The organism is Aeromonas sp. TW 6, from assembly GCF_013168745.1.
In the GTDB taxonomy this organism is placed as follows: domain Bacteria; phylum Pseudomonadota; class Gammaproteobacteria; order Enterobacterales; family Aeromonadaceae; genus Aeromonas; species Aeromonas caviae.
The window spans coordinates 1-3,064 of the sequence record NZ_JABERS010000096.1; the positions used below are offsets into that span (position 1 = coordinate 1).

A 3,064-nucleotide genomic window follows, 5' to 3' on the forward strand; every position below is an offset into this window, starting at 1 on the left:
TGTGGTCGTGGCAGAGGTGGTAGGATAGGCATCAACTCAGTCCTTTGGGTGTGGCTTGTTTTGTTTAGCGACTAATCAGATCGCACAAACTGGACTGAGTTCCCTTCCTCCGGTGATCTACTATTCGAAACAGCTATTTAGGCTCAAAGTAAGAAAACACTATCACCAACTCCTCTGATAAACACTTTCATGTCAGATTAGGGAGGGTGACATGAGTAACGTCAGGTAAAGTATTTAATTTTTATTGTGAGGGGTGAAGCCAATGGCAAAAAATGAATCAAGAAAAAGAGATGACTTTAGTTATGAAACTATTAGACGAATTAAAGGGATGGCTGGGGATGTATGTTCTATGCCTCAATGCAGGGTGATAACAGGTGGCGCAAAACTATTACGTGACAATACATTTAGTATAGGCGTAGCTGCTCATATATGTGCTGCTTCTCCCGGCGGCCCACGCTATGATGCAAACATGTCTAAGGAGCAGCGTAAAAGTTATGAAAATGGAATTTGGCTATGTCAGACACACGCTAGAATAATTGATGCCGACCCATCAAGATTTCCTGTTGAAATCCTAGCTTCTTGGAAGAGTGAAGCGGAAAAATGGTCAATGAGCAGTGTTGGACAAAAATTAATAACTCAGCTTGAACACGATAAAGCCGTTAGGGTTGCGGTTGGACGTTCGATTGCTGATCTCTTAGGTGGTGGAGACGCAATAAATGCTCCCATTCAAGATATTGTTCTTGGCTATGAGGAAGGGTTAAATGAGCTTGATTCTAGGTTCCTTGTTAAGGTTGCAAGGAGAAGCAATGGTATTTTAGAGCATCAAATTTTCTCAAAACCAGGAGAACAAGGACGATTCAACATAACTTTTAAAAACAAGTCGATTAATGATAGTGTTGAAAAATCGATCATAAGAATGATTGAACATGGTGAAAAAGTACGTTTTGAACGGGATGAGTTTGAGTTTTCTGGTTCAAAGCTATTTGAACACATTCCAACTAATGAAGGTGGCTGGCTATCGATAGGTGGTGGGAATAGGCCAGTTGAGCTTGCTATATACTTAATAATGAAAGATGGCGAGGAAGAGGAGTTTGCTAACTTCAAGTCTATGCTTGTATCGGGAACTAAGTATGGAAAAATAACTGGTGAAGCTTTTTCTGGATTGTTATCAGCTAACTTTAACTTTTCTATATGTGGTGAATATCCTAAGCTGAATATAGCCTTAAATTCTAAGTTCTGGATTGGTCAAGATGTGAATAGGTTAGGCTACTTCTCCAATATCAAGAAAATAGTGAAGCACCTACGTGGAGATAATGTTTCAGGTTTTGCTGTTGATATAATCAGGGATAAGCAGGCCTATAGGGTAGGAACTGGTAGTTTAGAAAATACAACGTCATTTTCTAATGCTATGATTTGGCATGTAGATATATTGAGTGCCGCACGGAAAGTTTCTAATGTTCTTTTTCAACCTCTTACGGTAAAGGATTTCGATATGTCCGTGGAAGATGAGGAGACTTTGATGAGATATGCAGCACTCTTAGAAGGAGATCTCATTGAAACGGTTAGCGCCGGACATGAATTCTGTCAAGGAGTGTTTTCCCCTGATGGCCCTAAATATTACAATGAGATTTTACATGAAAAAAATGAGCCATCTGTACGTTTTGTAGAGGACGAAGGGCGATTTTTCAATATCCTCGGCAATCAAATAAAGCCCCCTCCTGTCAATATAAATATTGAACCATGTGCGGTCAATAGATTCAGTTATGTTGAGGGGCATAATGCTGGTAAGGATGGATTTGTAGTTTATGCCGTAGATGGTACAAAATGTGTAGTTTCTCTTCATAAAGATCGCCAATGGGTATTTGATTCAAAAGATATAGATTCTTTATAAAGCCTTTGAATATATTTCGTCTCGTCAGCTCGACTTGATTACATGAGAATAAGCATCCCCCCGATGCTTTTTACACTAAAGTCCAGCCGTTGATAAAAGGAGCCTGCATGTACCTGCCACCCCATTTCGCCGTTACCGACCCCGAGGCGCTGCACCAGCTGATGCAGGCGCACCCCCTGGGGGCCCTGATCACCTGCGGTGAAGGGGGGCTGGATGCCAACCACCTGCCGTTCGAGTTCGACGGGGCGCAGGGGGCCCACGGTGTGCTGCGGGCCCATGTGGCTCGCAACAACCCGCTTTGGCAGGAGGTGAAAGACGGCGACGAGGTGCTGGTGATCTTCCGCGCCGCCGAGGGTTATATCTCCCCCAGCTGGTATCCGGGCAAGCAGGTGCATCACAAGCAGGTGCCCACCTGGAACTATGCCGTGGTGCACGCCCATGGCCGTATCCGGGTGAGGGACGATGCCCGCTTCGTGCGTCGCCTGCTCGCGACCCTGACCCGTACCCACGAGGCGGGAGAGTCCATTCCCTGGAAGATGGCTGATGCACCGAGAGACTATCTCGAGACCATGGTACAGGCCGTGGTAGGCATAGAGATCGAGATTGAGCGGCTGGTCGGCAAGTTCAAGCTGGGTCAGAACAAAGAGGCGGCGGATCGCCTGGGAGCGGCCAATGCCCTGCAGGAGCGCGGGCAGACCGCGCTGGCCGGCGCCATGCTGAACCCGCCTCCTTCACAGCCCTAGCGTGACACCTTGAGATTCGGCCCGACAAAAACGGCAACCGCTAGGTTGCCGTTTTTCATGGTTCCACTCCCGCTCACGCGCTGGCATTGAGCAGCTTGCCGACACCTTCCCCCGGGCCCTGGGGCAGGGTCTGTTTGAAGGCGTAGAGCAGCTGATCGAGGTTGAGGTCGCTGTTGCCAAGGGAGCTCTTGAGGGTGTCGAGCTCGCTTTGCAGCGCATCGAGGCGGGTGCTCTGGGTGCCGTCTGCCAACTGGGTGCGGGCGGCGTCGATGGCCTGGGGCAGCGATTGGCCTGAGTACTCCTGCCGACATTCCGCACCTGATTTAGGAATAAATTTGCCGATAGCGCTCACCCAATACCTCCAAAATGATCTGCTGGTCTCCTGTTAGCTCCGTTACTTGTGGCGGAGCTTCTCCCAGTCGATATTCAT

At 47.7% G+C, this 3,064-nt stretch carries 2 protein-coding genes and 1 pseudogene; 2 read left to right on the forward strand and 1 reads right to left on the reverse strand.

The window, feature by feature from the left end; translation table 11 throughout:
• Positions 1 to 262 precede the first annotated feature (262 nt).
• Both HKD46_RS21030 and HKD46_RS21035 read left to right on the forward strand, forming a co-directional pair.
• On the forward strand, positions 263 to 1,891 hold the full coding sequence (locus HKD46_RS21030) for a hypothetical protein (RefSeq protein ID WP_135354664.1): 1,629 nt from the start codon (positions 263 to 265) through the stop codon (positions 1,889 to 1,891).
• A 107-nt stretch (positions 1,892 to 1,998) separates the two neighbouring features.
• Complete coding sequence (locus tag HKD46_RS21035; RefSeq protein WP_171865941.1) at positions 1,999 to 2,634, forward strand: FMN-binding negative transcriptional regulator; 636 nt, start codon at positions 1,999 to 2,001, stop codon at positions 2,632 to 2,634.
• A 73-nt stretch (positions 2,635 to 2,707) separates the two neighbouring features.
• Here HKD46_RS21035 and HKD46_RS21040 read toward each other — a convergent pair.
• Positions 2,708 to 2,941 (reverse strand): annotated as a pseudogene (locus tag HKD46_RS21040) (hypothetical protein); the annotation flags it as partial.
• Between the last annotated feature and the right edge of the window lie 123 nt (positions 2,942 to 3,064).

What these genes read in the sequence shown, in the direction of transcription:
- HKD46_RS21030 (WP_135354664.1), top strand. Translation starts at nt 263, where the DNA reads ATGGCAAAAAATGAATCAAGAAAAAGAGATGACTTTAGTTATGAAACT.
- HKD46_RS21035 (WP_171865941.1), top strand. Translation starts at nt 1,999, where the DNA reads ATGTACCTGCCACCCCATTTCGCCGTTACCGACCCCGAGGCGCTGCAC.